The following is a 14,763-nucleotide window of genomic DNA, read 5'->3' on the forward strand; positions in this document are numbered from 1 at the left end:
TCAATGACAGAAATCAAAGATGAAAACTTAGAAGAGCAAGAAGTAAAAGAGGTTGCCGAAGAAGAGCCTGAACAGGTTGAAGAAGTAGTAGAAGAAGTAGATGAACTAACTCTAGCTAAACAGCAAATAGAAGAAGAACAAGATAAGCTTATTCGCTTAAGAGCAGACTTTGAAAATTATAAACGTCGTGTACAGCTCGATAAAGCCTCTGATTACAAATACCGAGCACAATCTGTTTTAATGGATATATTACCTGTGCTTGATAACTTTGAAAGAGCACTTGCGGTTGAAACAACTACAGAGGAAGCAACTTCTTTAGTAAAAGGTGTGGATATGGTTTACCGCACTTTACTAGATGCGGTTAAAAAAGAAGGATTGGAACAAATCGAAGCAGAAGGTGTTGCATTCGATCCAAACTTTCACCAAGCAGTAATGCAGGAGCAAGATGATTCAAAAGAATCAGGAATTGTGCTTCAAGAGCTCCAAAAAGGGTACAAGTTAAAAGACCGCGTATTAAGACCTTCAATGGTCAAAGTAAATGAATAAAAAAAAGAATATCCAAGTTATTTATTAGGAGGAAAACTAAATGTCTAAAATTATTGGTATTGACTTAGGAACAACAAACTCATGTGTATCTGTATTAGAAGGTGGAGAACCAAAAGTAATTCCGAATCCAGAAGGTAACCGTACAACTCCATCTGTTGTAGCGTTTAAAAATGGAGAGAAACAAGTTGGGGAAGTTGCAAAACGTCAATCTATTACAAACCCAAATACAATTGCATCTGTTAAACGTCTAATGGGTACAAACGAAAAAGTTTCAGCTGAAGAAAAAGAATACACTCCACAAGAAGTTTCAGCAATGATTCTTCAATACTTAAAAGGTTTTGCAGAAGAATACTTAGGTGAAAAAGTAACGAAAGCTGTAATCACAGTTCCTGCTTACTTTAATGATGCAGAACGTCAAGCTACTAAAGATGCTGGTCGTATTGCTGGACTTGAAGTAGAACGTATTATCAACGAACCAACTGCTGCTGCTCTTGCATACGGTTTAGATAAAATGGATCACGATGAAAAAATTCTAGTTTACGATCTTGGTGGCGGTACATTTGACGTGTCCATTCTTGAACTTGGAGATGGCGTATTCGAAGTACTTGCAACTGCTGGTGATAACCGTCTTGGTGGGGATGACTTTGACCAAGTGTTAATGGATTATCTAGTACAAGAATTCAAAAAAGAAAATGGTATTGACTTATCTAAAGATAAAATGGCTGTTCAACGCCTAAAAGATGCTGCTGAGAAAGCGAAAAAAGATTTGTCAGGTGTAACATCAACTCAAATCTCACTTCCATTCATCACTGCAGGAGAAGCTGGACCACTTCACTTAGAAGTAACAATGACTCGTGCGAAATTTGACGATTTAACTGCATCATTAGTTGAACGTACAATGGTACCGACTCGTCAAGCGATGAAAGATGCAGGATTATCCGCTTCCGGGATCGATAAAGTAATCCTTGTTGGTGGATCTACTCGTATCCCAGCAGTACAAGACGCTATTAAAAAAGAAACTGGGAAAGAACCGCATAAAGGTGTAAACCCAGATGAAGTAGTAGCTATGGGAGCTGCTGTACAAGGTGGAGTATTAACTGGAGATGTAAAAGACGTTGTACTTCTTGACGTAACACCACTTTCTTTAGGTATTGAAACAATGGGTGGCGTATTTACTAAACTAATTGAACGTAATACAACAATCCCTACTTCAAAATCACAAACATTCTCAACTGCGGCAGATAACCAACCTGCAGTAGATATTCATGTACTTCAAGGTGAACGTCCAATGTCTGCGGACAACAAAACACTTGGTCGTTTCCAATTAGCGGATATTCCACCAGCACCACGTGGTGTTCCACAAATTGAAGTGACTTTTGATATTGATAAAAATGGTATCGTAAATGTTAAGGCAAAAGACCTTGGAACTCAAAAAGAACAAAATATCACGATCCAATCGAACTCTTCACTTTCTGACGAAGAAATCGAGCGTATGGTAAAAGAAGCAGAAGCTAATGCAGAAGCGGATAAAGTACGTAAAGAAGAAGCAGAAGTGAAAAATGAAGCGGATCAATTAGTATTCATGACAGAAAAAACATTAAAAGATCTAGAAGATAAAGTATCAGAAGAAGAGAAAAAATCTGCTGAAGATGCAAAAGAAGAGTTAAAAGCTGCTTTAGAAGCTGGAAACTTAGAAGATATCAAAACGAAAAAAGATAAATTAAATGAAATTGTACAACAGCTTACAATGAAGTTGTATGAACAAGCACAAGCGGATGCTGCAGCTAATGGAGACCAAGCTGGTCCTTCTGATGACGGTGTAGTAGATGCAGAATTTGAAGAAGTAAACGACGATAAAGACAAGTAAGATCGTTAAAGTGTCGGTAAGCAAAAAGTCAAAGACCGGTTCCGGCTTTGGCTTTTCTTACTGTATAGGGATTAAAACTGATTAACTTAAAATAATTTCTTATAAGTTTTTTTGTTAATTGGAGCGGAAATCGTCCGCCTTGAGCTAAAGTCAACATTGGATTTCACTTTAATATACTATTATGAAATTGATTTGGATGATTAAATTTTCAAAGTTTTGCTATTAGGATTTTGTACATGGTACAATTATTCCTATGTGCAAGTTAACAGAGCAGGAGAGTGAAAGATGAATAAACGTGATTATTATGAGGTTCTTGGGGTTTCTAAGAGCGCAACTCAAGACGAAATAAAAAAAGCTTATCGTAAGCTTTCGAAACAATTTCACCCGGACATTAATAAGGAAGCTGGAGCAGAGGATAAATTTAAAGAAATTTCCGAGGCATATGAAGTATTAAGTGACGAACAAAAACGTTCATCATATGACCAATTTGGTCATGCGGGTCCTAACCAAGGATTTGGTGGGTTCGGCGGTAGTGCAGATGGATTTGGATTTGAAGATATCTTTAGTTCATTCTTCGGTGGAGGGGGCGGATCTAGAAGACGTGATCCGAATGCTCCAAGAAAAGGGAGCGATCTTCAATATTCAATGACTATTGAGTTCGAGGAAGCTGTGTTTGGTAAAGAAAGAGAAATAGAAGTTTCAAAAGAAGAAAATTGTGAAACATGTTCTGGATCAGGTGCAAAACCTGGTACACATCCGGAAAAATGCTCACATTGTAATGGACATGGTCAAGTAAATGTTACGCAGGATACCCCATTTGGCCGCGTACAAACAAAACGAGCATGTAATCACTGTCAAGGAACAGGTAAAATTATTAAAGATAAATGTGCTACCTGTCATGGTAAAGGAACAGTTAATAAACGCAAAAAAATTAAAGTGACGATTCCAGCTGGTGTTGATGATGGTCAACAGTTACGTGTTAGTGGTCAAGGCGAACCTGGCGTAAATGGTGGACCAGCAGGAGATTTATATATCGTCTTCCGTGTGAAAGCAGATCCGCGTTTTGAACGCGAGGGCGACGATATTTATTACGAGTTACCTTTAACATATGCCCAAGCAGCGTTAGGTGATGAAATTGAAGTTCCAACAGTGCAAGGTAAAGTAAAACTTAAAATTCCGGCTGGAACTCAATCGCAAGCGAATTTCCGTTTAAAAGGTAAGGGCGTAAAAAATGTACATGGCTACGGTGTTGGAGATCAGCATGTAATTGTTAAAATAATTACTCCAAAAAAATTAACTGAAAAACAAAAACAATTATTACGTGAATTTGCGGAAATCAGTGGAGATATTCCAGAAGAGCAAGGCAGTTCACTATTTGATAAGATCAAAAAGACATTAAAAGGCGAATAAAGGAGTTGGCGCAAGTGAAATGGTCTGAACTATCCATCCATACTACAAATGAAGCGGTTGAAGCGGTAAGCAATATTTTGCATGAAGCTGGTGCAAGTGGCGTAGTTATCGAAGACTCGGATGAACTAGGAAGAGAACGTGAAGATGTATTTGGTGAAATTTATAGCTTAAACCCAGATGATTTTCCTGTAGATGGCGTACGCGTGAAAGCTTATTTATCAGAAACCAGTTTTTTATTGGAAACAGTGGAAGAGATCAAACTTGCTATCAACAATTTAACAAAGTTCAATATAGACCTAGGACATAATGTTGTAACAGTTCAAGAAGTCGATGAAGAGGATTGGGCTACAGCTTGGAAAAAGTATTATCATCCTGTGAAAATTTCTAATCGTTTTACCATTGTGCCAACTTGGGAAGACTATGAACGGGTGAACACAGACGAATTGATCATCGAGCTGGATCCTGGAATGGCGTTTGGAACAGGTACACATCCAACTACAGTAATGTGTCTTCAAGCATTAGAGAAAACGGTTCAGTCAGCTTCAAGCATTATCGATGTAGGAACTGGTTCTGGAGTACTTTCTATCGGTGCTGCGAAACTAGGGGCTTCTAAAATCCATGCACTAGATTTAGATGAAGTAGCTGTAAGATCTGCAATAGAAAATATTGCTTTAAACAAAGTAGACGATATTGTTCAAGTAACGCATGGCAATCTTTTAGATAATGTGGATGAACAAGCGGATATTGTTGTAGCGAATATATTAGCGGAAATCATTATGACATTTACTAATGATGCATTTTCTATTGTAAAAGATGGTGGTTTGTTCATTACTTCAGGAATTATTGCCAACAAAAAAGAGGATGTTCGCAATTCTCTCGGGCAGGCTGGATTTGAGATTGAAGAAGTTATGATGATGGAAGATTGGGTAACAATCATTTCTAGAAAGCCTGCTAAATAAAGGAGATTGTCATGCAACGTTATTTTACAAATGAACCTATCAGTGATAATAATACGGTGACAATTACCGGGGATGATGCGCATCATATGATTCAAGTGATGCGCATGTCACCAGGTGATCAAGTTTTTGTAGTTGCACATAACCAAACGTATACGATGGAAATTTTAGAAGGTACTTCAAAAGCTGTACATTTAGCTGTACAAGAAATTCATGCTAAAACCAATGAAATGCCGATGAAAGTATCGCTAGTTTGCGGACTTCCGAAAGGTGATAAACTAGAGTTAATTACTCAAAAGGCTACAGAACTCGGAATGTATGAATTATTTCCGTTTGAGGCAAAAAGATCTATCGTAAAATGGGATAAGTCCAAAAATGAGAAGAAGGTAGCGAGATTACAAAAGATTTCTAAAGAAGCTGCAGAGCAATCTCATCGTTCCAATATCCCAAAAATACATAATCCAATCTCTTTAAAAGAGTTGGTAGAAATATCCAAAACATTCGATGTGAAATATGTAGCGGATGAAGAAGACGCTAAGATTCAGGAACGACAAAAGTTTGCTGAACAATTAAAAAAAGTGTATGATAAACAATCGATACTCATCGTATTTGGTCCAGAAGGTGGACTAGATCGAGCCGAGATAAAACAATTATTAGAAAATGATTTTCAGACAATTGCGCTAGGACCTAGGATTCTTCGAACTGAAACTGCACCGTTATATGCGCTGTCAGCAATTTCTTATGAATTTGAATGAAAGAGGTGTGAGAACTTGTCATCCGTTGCATTCCATACGTTAGGTTGTAAAGTAAATCACTATGAAACTGAAGCTATATGGCAATTATTTAAAGAAAAAGGGTATAACCGTACAGAATTTGAAAAACAGTCAGATGTGTATGTTATCAATACATGTACTGTAACGAATACTGGCGACAAAAAAAGTCGTCAAGTTATTCGCCGTGCTATTCGTCAAAATCCAGACGCGGTTATTTGTGTAACCGGTTGCTACGCACAAACCTCTCCAGCTGAAATTATGGCGATACCAGGAGTAGACATTGTTGTCGGAACCCAGGAACGTACCAAAATGTTAGATTATATTGAAGAGTATAAAACAGAACGAAAACCGATCAATGCTGTAGGAAACATTATGAAAAATCGTGTATATGAAGAATTAGATGTACCTTCTTTCACAGACAGAACACGAGCGTCCTTGAAAATTCAAGAAGGCTGTAATAATTTCTGTACTTTTTGTATTATTCCTTGGGCTCGTGGTCTTATGCGTTCAAGAGATCCCGAAGAAGTTGTTAGACAGGCTCAGCAATTAGTAGATGCTGGTTATATGGAAATAGTTCTTACAGGAATCCATACAGGTGGATACGGTGAAGATCTAAAGGATTATAATCTAGCGCAACTATTAAGAGATATTGAAAACAACGTCAAAGGCTTAAAACGACTTCGTATAAGTTCTATAGAAGCGAGTCAATTATCGGACGAAGTAATCGATGTGTTAAGAGACTCTAAAATTGTTGTAAGACATTTGCATATTCCTATTCAATCTGGGTCAGATACTGTATTAAAAAGAATGCGAAGAAAATATACAATGGAATTTTTTGCGAATCGATTAGATCGTTTAAGAGAAGCGTTACCTGATTTAGCAATTACTTCGGATGTTATTGTTGGCTTCCCAGGTGAAACAGAGGAAGAGTATATGGAGACATTTAACTTTATCCGTGACCAAAAATTCTCGGAGCTCCATGTTTTCCCATACTCAAAACGTACTGGAACACCTGCTGCTAGAATGGATAACCAAGTAGACGAAGAAGTGAAAAATGAACGAGTTCACCGATTGATCACATTAAATGATCAGTTAGCTGTAGAGTATGCTTCTAGATTTGAAGGGGAAGTTCTTGAAATTATCCCTGAAGAAGCTTATAAACTAGATTCAGTTTCTAATATGGTTGAAGGGTATACTGATAATTACTTAAAGGTTGTCATCCCCGGAACCGAGGATTTAATCGGAAAATTAGTTCGCGTTAAAATTACGAAAGCTGGATATCCATACAATGAAGGACAATTCGTAAGGATTCTAGATGAAGTAGCAGAATTAGTATAATGCAAAACCGGTGATAATATTTCACCGGTTTTTTTTGAAAAAAAAGAAGAAAAAGTATTAAAAATTGTCACTTGATTACTGGTTTCTTGATAATTAAACAAATCATACCGCTGTAATTTCCGCTTCAGGCGGACGCTTTCCGCGAGCTTGGCTTCAGCCTCCTCGTCGCTTCGAAAACATATGCTCCTACGATTACTCGTCGCAAAGACATTGGTCAAACAAAGTTCGACCAATGCCTTTCCTACGGGGTCTTCAGCTTAAGCTATTCCCACTGGAGTCGACGCCTTGCGCTCCAATCAATTAAGTGTGTAGTTATTAACTATAAGATTGGGCATAATTAGTATTCTAAACACGATGAAATAAAATAGGTAAATAATGCGAGATGTCATTATCATAATCATTTACCTGCAGAAAGGAAATTTATTACAAATATGCATCTCGGCCAAAATGCAAATGATCCGTGATTTTAGAAAGTTATTTTTTCGAATCAGCAGTCACTAGGATGTGCGCCTTCAAAGCCACAAGAGCGCGAAGAATGAGACTTCAAAAAGGATGAAGAGCGATAGCGACACATCCTAGAAGGCTCATGCGTAGCGTGCGGCAAGCGCACATCCGTCTAGAGAATACCATTATTGATAAATACTTTATCTTGAATCATTTTTTGCTTAAAAAATGTAATCTACTTGCGCTTTTCATCTTATTATGGGTATTATTAAGAGGTACGTACATCTTGAAAGGAGAATAATAAATGACTGAAAATATTGCAGCATTAATTGATCATACATTACTAAAACAAGACGCAACTAAAAACCAAATTGAAAAACTATGTGAGGAAGCGAAAACGTATACCTTTGCATCCGTATGTGTCAACCCTACTTGGGTAAATTTAAGTGCATCCCTACTTAAAGAAAGTCCTGTGAAGGTTTGTACTGTTATTGGATTCCCTTTAGGTGCAAGTACATCAGCAGTTAAAGCATTTGAAACTACAGATGCTATTGAAAATGGTGCAGATGAAATTGATATGGTATTAAATGTTGGTGCATTAAAAGACCAAGATTATAACTTAGTACAAAAAGATATCGAAGCAGTAGTTACTGCTGCAAAAGATAAAGCAATTGTTAAAGTTATTTTAGAAACTTGTTTATTAACAAATGAAGAAATTATTAAAGCAAGTGAATTATCTAAAGCAGCAGGAGCAGACTTTGTAAAAACTTCTACCGGTTTTTCTACTGGAGGAGCAACAATTGAAGCAGTAAAACTAATGCGCGAAACTGTAGGGCCGAACTTAGGAGTGAAAGCTTCTGGTGGAGTAAGAAGCTTAGCAGATGTTGAAGCGATGGTTGAAGTTGGCGCAACAAGAATTGGTGCAAGCTCTGGAGTAGAAATTGTAAAAGGTTTAGAAAGTAAATCTGATTATTAAATGATGACTTGGCGTAGTTACTTCCAGATTTTGAATTGAGCATAGACTAACTATTGACGACATGTATGCGAGGTACTTAGCAAAGAAGCCTTTGTTTCCTTTTAAAACCTGAGAAATCCGCCGGAGTCTTAACCTGATTTTGCCGGAAGTTTAAGCTTCAAGTTAAATTAAGTTAAATTTATCTCAAAGTATTGACCAAGTCTCTACTATACGGTATAATTTTTTAGTACATAACACTTGGTTATGTACTTGACGTGTGTTCGGAGGGAGGGAAAAAGAGATGTCAAAAACTGTCGTTCGTAAAAACGAATCGCTTGAAGATGCTCTTCGCCGCTTCAAACGTACTGTATCTAAAAGTGGTACAATTCAAGAGGTAAGAAAGCGCGAGTTTTATGAAAAGCCAAGCGTAAAGCGTAAAAAGAAATCTGAAGCTGCCCGTAAACGTAAATTCTAATTAATTTAAATTTACAATGCTTCGATGCTATGGTTTCTAAAACCTGAGCGGAAACGTAAAAAGAAATCAGAAGCTGCACGTTAACGTAAGTGGTATTTTATCCCGACCATCCCTACGTTCAAAACACGTACTTTATGATTAAAATTTACAATTATGTAAACCGAGAAAATTTATTTTCTCGGTTTATTTTTATTTTTTGAAACTTTTTGATAGCTCCTCCGTAAATAAGAGTATACATATGGAAGAAAGGAGGTTAAGTGGTGAAATTGTCTCGTTATGTCGTTTCTCTTTGTTTATTAATCTTATCATTTGGAATGATGATCCCCTTTGTTACAGCACAATCTACGGTGGTTTACAAAGTACCTGTATACAAAGAAGTAGAAAAAGGATTGTATGCTTTTCTTAAACGTTCTATTCATGAGGCAGAAGAGGCTGAAGCAGAGGCAATTATTTTTGAGATTAATACACCTGGAGGCTTTGTAGATTCTGCAGAAGATATTGCAAATTTATTGGATTCAACACCCATTCGTAAAATTGCGTATATTAACTCAGAAGCATTATCAGCGGGTGCATATTTAGCGCTTCATACAGATGAAATTTATATGTCTCCAGGTGGAACGATCGGTGCAGCTGCAGTCATTGACAGTAGTGGAAACACTGCGGATGAAAAAGCGAACAGTGCATGGAAAGCTAAAATGAAAAACGCTGCCGAGCTAACCGAGAAAGATCCTAAATATGCTCAAGCAATGGCAGATGATTCTGTTGACTTACCTGAATACAGAGCCCCTGTTGGCAAATTATTGACGCTTTCTTCAGCTGAGGCTTTAGAGGTAGGATATTCAGAAGCAACAGTTAGCTCATTTGATGAACTACTTCAAGTTACTAACCTTGCTGGAGCGAAAGTGATAGAAACAGAAGAAACCTTTATGGAATCGCTTGCCCGTTTTATAACAAATCCAATCATAGTACCGATTTTATTATCTATAGCTAGTTTGGGTTTAATCGTCGAGCTTTATTCACCTGGGTTTGGTGTTGCAGGTACAATGGGACTTATCTCGTTAGTTCTTTTCTTTTTTGGACATTTAGTTGCAGGTCTAGCTGGTTATGAAACGATAATTATTTTTGTTATTGGTATCATACTTATTATTGGAGAGTTCTTCCTGCCCGGAGGAATTAGTGGTATATTAGGGGCGGCAGCTATTATTGTGAGTATAGTATTAGCTGGTGGCGATATTGAGCAAATGATTATCGCTGTTATTATTGCTTTATCAGTAGCTATAGTGGGAATGGTGATTATTATGAAGTTCTTTGGTAAGGAACTAAAAGTGTTGAATAAAGTGATTCTGTCGGATGCGACAACAACGGAAAAAGGATATGTTTCCAATAAAAATCGGGTGGAACTAGTCGGAAAAGTTGCCGTGACCATGACACCACTTAGACCTGCTGGAACTATACGTATCGATAATGAAAGAATTGATGCAGTTTCAGATGGAAGTTTTATTGGGAAAGATAAGCATGTTAAAATTATTAAAGTAGAAGGCTCTCGTATAGTTGTACGAGAAGCGGTAGAAGGGGAGGCAACATAATGATTACAGGATCAACAATTACTTTAATCGTCGTTATAGTACTTGCATTTATAGTACTATCAGTATTTTTCACGTTTTTCCCAATTACGCTATGGATTTCTGCATTAGCGGCAGGGGTAAAAATTAGTATTTTTACATTAGTAGGGATGAGGTTACGTCGAGTTATACCTTCTCGTATCGTTAATCCGTTGATCAAAGCACATAAGGCTGGACTTGAAGTTGCTATTAACCAATTGGAAAGTCATTACTTGGCTGGTGGTAATGTAGACCGTGTTGTCAACGCATTAATTGCTGCACATCGTGCTAATATTGAACTAACATTTGAAAGAGCTGCAGCAATCGATCTTGCGGGTCGTGACGTTTTAGAAGCGGTTCAAATGTCTGTAAATCCAAAAGTTATTGAAACACCATTTATCGCAGGTGTTGCGATGAACGGTATTGAAGTAAAAGCAAAGGCACGTATTACAGTTCGTGCAAATATTGACCGATTAGTCGGTGGTGCAGGTGAAGAAACAATTGTGGCCCGTGTAGGTGAAGGGATCATTTCTACAATTGGTTCTAGTGTAAGTCATGAACGAGTATTAGAAAATCCAGATTTAATTTCTCAAACAGTTTTAGGAAAAGGGTTAGATTCAGGAACTGCCTTCGAAATTCTATCAATTGATATTGCGGATGTTGATATCGGAAAAAACATCGGAGCAGAATTACAAACAGAGCAAGCTGAGGCAGATAAGAAAATTGCCCAGGCAAAAGCAGAAGAACGTCGTGCAATGGCTGTAGCATCTGAACAAGAGATGAAAGCAAAAGTTGTAGAGATGCGTTCGAAAGTTGTAGAAGCGGAAGCGGCTGTTCCATTAGCAATGGCTGAAGCACTTCGTGATGGTAATATCGGTGTTATGGATTACATGAATTATAATAATATCAAAGCAGATACTGGTATGAGAGATTCTATTAGTAAGGTCGGCGGAGATAAACCTTCAACCGACGAGCTAAAATAATAGCGGAAAGGAGCCGATCTCCTTGGAAGCTTTCATTCCTATAATCATCGCAGCAATTTTTAGTCTTTTCTTTAAAAATAATAAAGAATCCGACAAAAAAACTGTTGAAAAACCAGTAAATAGCAAACCAATGCGTAAAACTATTTCAGAAAATCCATTTAAAGAATTAGGTGATTTTGCTAAACAGTTTACGAGTGAACGACAACAGGAGATGAAAACAAAGTCTCCTATTGTGAAAGAAGTGCCTGTAGTAAAAAAAATGGAGAGAGAAGTTAAACGTGATCAAGGGGTAGCTAGAAGTTCCGGTAGATTAAGCACTCATCAAAATAATATACCTGTAACAGTATCTACTCCAGTAGTGGACAGCATAATACCTAGCAGTCAAGACGAATTGATCAAAGGAATAATTTTTTCTGAAATACTTGCTCCACCAAAATCCAAAAGATAACTCATGAACACCCCTTTACATGCATAAATTCATGTAAAGGGGTGTTTTTTTGTGAAGCAATTATTTCCACTCCATGCGAGTATTATGGTAGATAGCTTTGATGATATTATATTGGATTATGCATTTTCATTGGTTCGCTTAAAAGAAAATAGTATTGTTTGTACATATGACCATTTTCTTTTAGAAATTCATGCCGAAAGCTTGCACATAAAATCCATGTCTAGTGATAGGCTACATCTTCATGTGCATAATCTTCAGTTCTTCAATCTAACTAGGAAGGAAAAAACGGTATGAGGCGTCTTATTAAAATACAAGCACCAATTTCTACAGATCAATTTACTCTTTATAAAAGTTTAAAGGAACAAAATATCGAAGTTTATCAGCTTCATACAAACGAAAATCATATTAGTTTTTCGATTCAAGCAAAAGATTTGAAGGCTTTTCGTAAAGTAAGGAAAAAACTAAAACTGTCGATCAAATTGGAGGATGAACTAAAAGAGAGTACTATTTCTATTTACTCGGCATCTGTTATAGGGGTATTCTTTTTTTTAGTAATTCCCGTGTTATTTGCGCAATTCATCTGGACTATTAATATTGATTCGGATTCACCTGAAAGTAATATATTGCTAACTGAACAATTAAAAGAAATAGGTATTAAAGAGAGAATGATTGCATCTAAACTGCCAGCGGAACAAGAGATACGTCAAAATATATTATTAAAGCATAAAGAGTATTCTTGGGTTCACTTTTCAAAATCAGGCTCCACCTTTACGGTGACTCCAATGCTGGCACCTCCTCAAACAGAAAAAGAGCTTAAAGATGCACCTGCTGTGAATCTGGTAGCAAAGAGAGGTGGAGTAATAACAGATTTTACTCTAACAAAAGGTGTGAGGGCAGTTGAAAAAAATATTGCTGTAAAAAAAGGAGATGTCCTAGTAAATGGCTTTGTCACTCAAGGAAACAAAAGGATTATTACTAGCGCAGAGGGAAAGGTATATGCCAGTTATTGGATAGAACTATCATTTGAATTACCAACGCAAGTTGCTGTTACAAATCCGAACGCAAAGGAATTGATCATACAAAAAAAAGTGGATGACAAACAAGTGTTTTGGAAGGAAATACAGTTACCTGCTTTCATTCAAAAGTATGTTCAAGCTGGTTATGTACAAAAGAGTCATCAAATAACCTATTCGCTGACCGAAGAATCCATTGAACATCTTATACGCCCGCTACTATTTCAAAAAATTATTAAAGAATTACCAACTGGAACGCAATTATTAGAAGATAAAGTTTTACAGGTATCAATACAAGATGATAAAGTAAAAGGGAAGATACTTTTACTGATTAATGAAAATATTGCAATACCACATGTTATACCCCAAGGAGACTAAGCATGAGCGAACAAAAACAACTAGCTATTAATTTGCAAGATCCTGCCGAAGCTGTAATGCTACTTGGCATTTCGGATAAAAATGTTAAGCTTATTGAAGCAGAGCTAAAAGTTCAACTCATTACTAGAGGTGAACAAATCCAGATTATTGGTGAAGAAAAAAATGTTGAAGACGCTAGGCAGTTGATGATTCAACTATTGGCAGTAATCCGAAAAGGCATCAATATTAATCTGCGCGACGTATCATCTGCAATTGAGATGAGTTTGAATGGTACAATTGAATATTTTTCTAGTTTATATGATGAAGAAATTGCACGAAATACAAAAGGTAAAGCTATTAGAGCGAAAACAATAGGACAACGAGAGTATATTCAAGGAATCAGACATACTGATCTTACTTTTGGTATTGGACCTGCTGGTACTGGAAAAACGTATTTAGCAGTAGTAATGGCAACACAAGCACTTAAAAATGCGCATGTGAAAAAAATCATTTTAACACGTCCAGCAGTCGAGGCAGGAGAAAGCCTAGGTTTCCTACCCGGTGACTTAAAAGAAAAGGTAGACCCTTATTTACGACCGTTATATGATGCGTTGCATGATGTGTTGGGAACAGAACAGACAGATCGTCTGATGGAGCGAGGGACAATTGAAATTGCTCCTCTAGCTTATATGCGAGGTCGTACACTAGATGATGCTTTCGTTATTTTAGATGAAGCTCAAAATACAACAAAAGCTCAGATGAAAATGTTTTTAACACGTCTTGGATTTGGTTCTAAAATGGTAATCACTGGCGATAAAACTCAAATCGATCTACCGAAAGGTGCCGAATCTGGTTTAATCGTTACGGAAAAAATATTACAAAATGTTGCGGGAATTCATTTTCAATATTTAGAGCAAGGGGATGTAGTACGTCACCCTCTAGTTGCTAAAATTATACAAGCATATGAAGAACAATAATAGTTTAGAAAAACTAAAAAAACGGGCAAAAATCTTTAAGTTCAAAACCTGTTTCTATCGTTTTGAAGGGCTTTAGACAGACTTGTAGCAATATTATTACCGAGTGAATTTTTAGGGATGCTGGTTGATTGTGACGTTCGTCACAACCAACCAGCATCCTTTTTTTTCGATAATCTTATGGCGTTTGTCCAGCATTTACGGGTAGTAGATAATTGCCCGAAAAAAGCCTGAGTTCGATTTTCCAATTAGTTGGCCCTTCTAATCGAAGTTTCTCTTTATCTATCCTGAGCCCTTCTATAACTCCTAGAAACAGAAAAGTGGGTTTTGGATAACTAGAGAAAAGATACTTTTCCATTCATGGAGGGAGCTCTAAAAGATGCAATTTCGTTCGCTATATCGCCTCTTTATGGGGTAAACACTTACTATTTCTCTTTATTACCACTAGTAGAAAAGAAAATCTACTTGCTTTGTCCATCATAAAATAATAGTATCCCTATTCAACAGTGATTGCAGACGGCTACATCACTATATTAACTTGAACTAACATTCTCATTTGAGCGGTAGGCAGTGCTGAATCCTATTGTTAGGTACTACTTCTTTAATTGATCGCAATGGCAGGT

14 protein-coding genes are annotated in these 14,763 nt (G+C 37.0%); all 14 read left to right on the plus strand.

The features are described from left to right. Positions 1-3 precede the first annotated feature (3 nt). The 14 genes from grpE (at position 4) to MKY37_RS19285 (ending at position 14,143) form a co-directional block, all read left to right on the plus strand. Entirely contained in the window at positions 4-546 is a 543-nt protein-coding gene (grpE, locus tag MKY37_RS19220; RefSeq protein ID WP_340779399.1) for a nucleotide exchange factor GrpE, read from the plus strand. A gap of 40 nt (positions 547-586) precedes the next feature. Beyond that, positions 587-2,413 carry a molecular chaperone DnaK gene (gene dnaK / locus MKY37_RS19225; RefSeq protein WP_340779400.1) on the plus strand — a complete coding sequence of 609 codons (1,827 nt, stop codon included), beginning with the start codon at positions 587-589 and terminating at the stop codon, positions 2,411-2,413. A 285-nt stretch (positions 2,414-2,698) separates the two neighbouring features. Further along, a complete protein-coding gene (gene dnaJ, locus MKY37_RS19230; RefSeq protein ID WP_340779401.1) occupies positions 2,699-3,823 on the plus strand; it encodes a molecular chaperone DnaJ in 1,125 nt (374 codons plus the stop codon). A gap of 14 nt (positions 3,824-3,837) precedes the next feature. Beyond that, complete coding sequence (gene prmA / locus MKY37_RS19235; protein WP_340779403.1) at positions 3,838-4,782, plus strand: 50S ribosomal protein L11 methyltransferase; 945 nt, start codon at positions 3,838-3,840, stop codon at positions 4,780-4,782. 11 nt (positions 4,783-4,793) lie between these two features. Beyond that, complete coding sequence (locus MKY37_RS19240; RefSeq protein ID WP_340779405.1) at positions 4,794-5,534, plus strand: 16S rRNA (uracil(1498)-N(3))-methyltransferase; 741 nt, start codon at positions 4,794-4,796, stop codon at positions 5,532-5,534. A gap of 15 nt (positions 5,535-5,549) precedes the next feature. Next, entirely contained in the window at positions 5,550-6,890 is a 1,341-nt protein-coding gene (gene mtaB, locus MKY37_RS19245; RefSeq protein ID WP_340779407.1) for a tRNA (N(6)-L-threonylcarbamoyladenosine(37)-C(2))-methylthiotransferase MtaB, read from the plus strand. Positions 6,891-7,638: 748 nt separating this feature from the next. Further along, positions 7,639-8,310 (plus strand): deoxyribose-phosphate aldolase, encoded by a 672-nt coding sequence (gene deoC, locus MKY37_RS19250; protein ID WP_340779410.1) that lies wholly within the window; start codon positions 7,639-7,641, stop codon positions 8,308-8,310. A 280-nt stretch (positions 8,311-8,590) separates the two neighbouring features. Next, positions 8,591-8,764: a 30S ribosomal protein S21 gene (gene rpsU / locus MKY37_RS19255; protein ID WP_016426884.1), complete on the plus strand. Its 174-nt coding sequence runs from the start codon at positions 8,591-8,593 to the stop codon at positions 8,762-8,764. 314 nt (positions 8,765-9,078) lie between these two features. Continuing rightward, complete coding sequence (locus MKY37_RS19260; RefSeq protein WP_340779991.1) at positions 9,079-10,350, plus strand: NfeD family protein; 1,272 nt, start codon at positions 9,079-9,081, stop codon at positions 10,348-10,350. Continuing rightward, a complete protein-coding gene (gene floA, locus MKY37_RS19265) occupies positions 10,350-11,348 on the plus strand; it encodes a flotillin-like protein FloA (protein WP_090563835.1) in 999 nt (332 codons plus the stop codon). Before MKY37_RS19260 ends, floA begins: the two co-directional genes overlap by 1 nt. A gap of 22 nt (positions 11,349-11,370) precedes the next feature. Then, entirely contained in the window at positions 11,371-11,796 is a 426-nt protein-coding gene (locus tag MKY37_RS19270) for a hypothetical protein (RefSeq protein ID WP_340779413.1), read from the plus strand. Between the two features lie 51 nt (positions 11,797-11,847). Beyond that, a complete protein-coding gene (locus MKY37_RS19275) occupies positions 11,848-12,090 on the plus strand; it encodes a hypothetical protein (protein WP_340779415.1) in 243 nt (80 codons plus the stop codon). After that, positions 12,087-13,187 carry a sporulation protein YqfD gene (locus tag MKY37_RS19280; RefSeq protein ID WP_340779416.1) on the plus strand — a complete coding sequence of 367 codons (1,101 nt, stop codon included), beginning with the start codon at positions 12,087-12,089 and terminating at the stop codon, positions 13,185-13,187. Before MKY37_RS19275 ends, MKY37_RS19280 begins: the two co-directional genes overlap by 4 nt. Before the next feature lie 2 nt (positions 13,188-13,189). After that, positions 13,190-14,143, plus strand: coding sequence for a PhoH family protein (locus MKY37_RS19285; protein WP_340779418.1), 954 nt, complete (start codon positions 13,190-13,192; stop codon positions 14,141-14,143). Positions 14,144-14,763: the final 620 nt, after the last annotated feature.

Source organism: Psychrobacillus sp. FSL K6-2836, assembly GCF_038003085.1.
GTDB lineage: Bacteria > Bacillota > Bacilli > Bacillales_A > Planococcaceae > Psychrobacillus.

Excerpts from the sequence above, each read along its gene's own strand:
- MKY37_RS19260 (WP_340779991.1), top strand. The coding sequence starts at position 9,079 with ATGATGATCCCCTTTGTTACAGCACAATCTACGGTGGTTTACAAAGTA.
- floA (WP_090563835.1), top strand. The coding sequence starts at position 10,350 with ATGATTACAGGATCAACAATTACTTTAATCGTCGTTATAGTACTTGCA.
- grpE (WP_340779399.1), top strand. The coding sequence starts at position 4 with ATGACAGAAATCAAAGATGAAAACTTAGAAGAGCAAGAAGTAAAAGAG.
- MKY37_RS19280 (WP_340779416.1), top strand. The coding sequence starts at position 12,087 with ATGAGGCGTCTTATTAAAATACAAGCACCAATTTCTACAGATCAATTT.
- rpsU (WP_016426884.1), top strand. The coding sequence starts at position 8,591 with ATGTCAAAAACTGTCGTTCGTAAAAACGAATCGCTTGAAGATGCTCTT.
- deoC (WP_340779410.1), top strand. The coding sequence starts at position 7,639 with ATGACTGAAAATATTGCAGCATTAATTGATCATACATTACTAAAACAA.
- MKY37_RS19285 (WP_340779418.1), top strand. The coding sequence starts at position 13,190 with ATGAGCGAACAAAAACAACTAGCTATTAATTTGCAAGATCCTGCCGAA.
- dnaK (WP_340779400.1), top strand. The coding sequence starts at position 587 with ATGTCTAAAATTATTGGTATTGACTTAGGAACAACAAACTCATGTGTA.
- dnaJ (WP_340779401.1), top strand. The coding sequence starts at position 2,699 with ATGAATAAACGTGATTATTATGAGGTTCTTGGGGTTTCTAAGAGCGCA.
- MKY37_RS19240 (WP_340779405.1), top strand. The coding sequence starts at position 4,794 with ATGCAACGTTATTTTACAAATGAACCTATCAGTGATAATAATACGGTG.